This window comes from Frankia sp. Mgl5 (genome assembly GCF_023242985.1).
Taxonomy (GTDB): Bacteria; Actinomycetota; Actinomycetes; order Frankiales; family Frankiaceae; genus Parafrankia; species Parafrankia soli.
In genome coordinates, this window is sequence record NZ_JALKFY010000760.1 from 1 (window position 1) to 1,594 (window position 1,594).

The window sequence follows — 1,594 nt, forward strand, 5'->3', positions numbered from 1 at the left end:
TCACCGACGACCGCCGGGCCGACGCTGCCCGCGACGTCCCGTTCGCCATGCGGGATCCGTTACGCGTACCACGTGAACGCTATTATGACCGAACCTTCTTCGAGCTGGAGAAGGAGTATCTGTGGCCGCGCGTCTGGCAGATGGCCTGCCGGCTGGAGGAGATCCCGCGGCCCGGCGACTTCGTCGAGTACGAGATCTGCGATCAGTCGATCCTGGTCGTGCGGCAGCCCGATCTTTCGGTCAAGGCCTTCCACAACGCCTGCCGGCATCGGGCCACCCAGCTGTGCACGGGCTCCGGACGGCTTCTCGGAGGCCAGATCGTGTGCCCGTTCCACGGCTGGCGGTGGAACCTCGACGGGAGTAACTCGTTCGTGTACGGCGCGGACGGATTCGCGCCGGAGGTCCTGCGTCCGGAGGACATTCGGCTGCGCGAGTGCAGGGCCGACACGTGGGGCGCCTGCGTGTGGATCAACATGGATCCGGATGCCCGTCCGTTGCGGGAGGCGCTGGCGCCGGTAGCGGGGCTGCTGGACGCGGTGTGCGTGGAGAACATGCGGGTGTGGTGGTGGAAGGAGACGATCCTCAACGCGAACTGGAAGGTGGCCCAGGAGGCGTTCCACGAGGGTTACCACGTGATGGGCACGCATCCGCAGCTCACGTTCGGTCTGGGTGACGACTACCCGTTCGGGAATGTGGAGTACACCGGGTTCGAGAACGGCCACGGTCGTTTCCAGGGCCGGTTCGATCCGACCGCGGGTGGTATCTCCCAGGGGCGTGGTGGGGAGGCGTTCCTGGAGCGGTCGCGGATCCTGTGGGAGGGGCAGGACGCGATGACCCTCGAACGTGACCTGCACGTCTTCCGGGGGATGCGTAACCGGGTTCCGCCCGGTGAGGACTTCCCGACGGCGGCGATCAAGGCGTTGTTCGACTACGCCGAGGGTGCTGGTATCCCGCTGCATCCGACACCGGAGGGCCTGCGGCTGTGGGGCGGGGGGGTTTTCCTGTTCCCGAACTTCCTCATGCTTCCCCAGTTCGGTAACGCGTTGTCGTACCGGGTTCGCCCTTACAACAACGACCCCGAGTGGTGCCGTTTCGAGGTGTGGTCGTTGACCATGTACCCGGAGGGAGAGGAGCCCGGCCGGGCGAAGCTGAAGGGCCGGTTCGCCTCCGACGACACCGAGAACTGGGGCCTGATCCCGCGTCAGGACTTCAGCAACATCGCGAGCCAGCAACGCGGCCTGCGTTCGCGCAGCTACCGCGAGCACCGTCTCGCCACCGAGATGGAGCAGCTCATCAGCAATATGCACTCCGAACTCGACCGGTACCTCGCCGGCTGAGGCACCGCACCGAAACCATCCACTCCCTGGAGGGGCACCGTGTCGAAGTCGGACGCCAGCTACGACCATGCCGTTGACGTCGTTGTCGTGGGATCGGGCGGTGGTCTGTGTGGCGCCGTGGCCGCGGCGGCGAGTGGCCTGGACACGCTGGTGATCGAGAAGCAGCCGATGATCGGCGGGTCCACGGCCATGTCGGGCGGTGTGCTGTGGCTGCCGGACAACCCGCTCATGCAGGCCGACGGCGTTCCCGACTCCCT

General features: G+C 66.6%; 2 protein-coding genes. Both read left to right on the forward strand.

Translation table 11 applies throughout. The features are described from left to right. Window positions 1-1,337: aromatic ring-hydroxylating dioxygenase subunit alpha (locus MXD62_RS27455; RefSeq protein WP_248832291.1), on the forward strand; the 1,337-nt coding region annotated here is incomplete at its 5' end. A 39-nt stretch (window positions 1,338-1,376) separates the two neighbouring features. Then, window positions 1,377-1,594 (forward strand): FAD-binding protein (locus tag MXD62_RS27460; protein ID WP_248832292.1); only part of this gene is annotated, 218 nt, incomplete at its 3' end.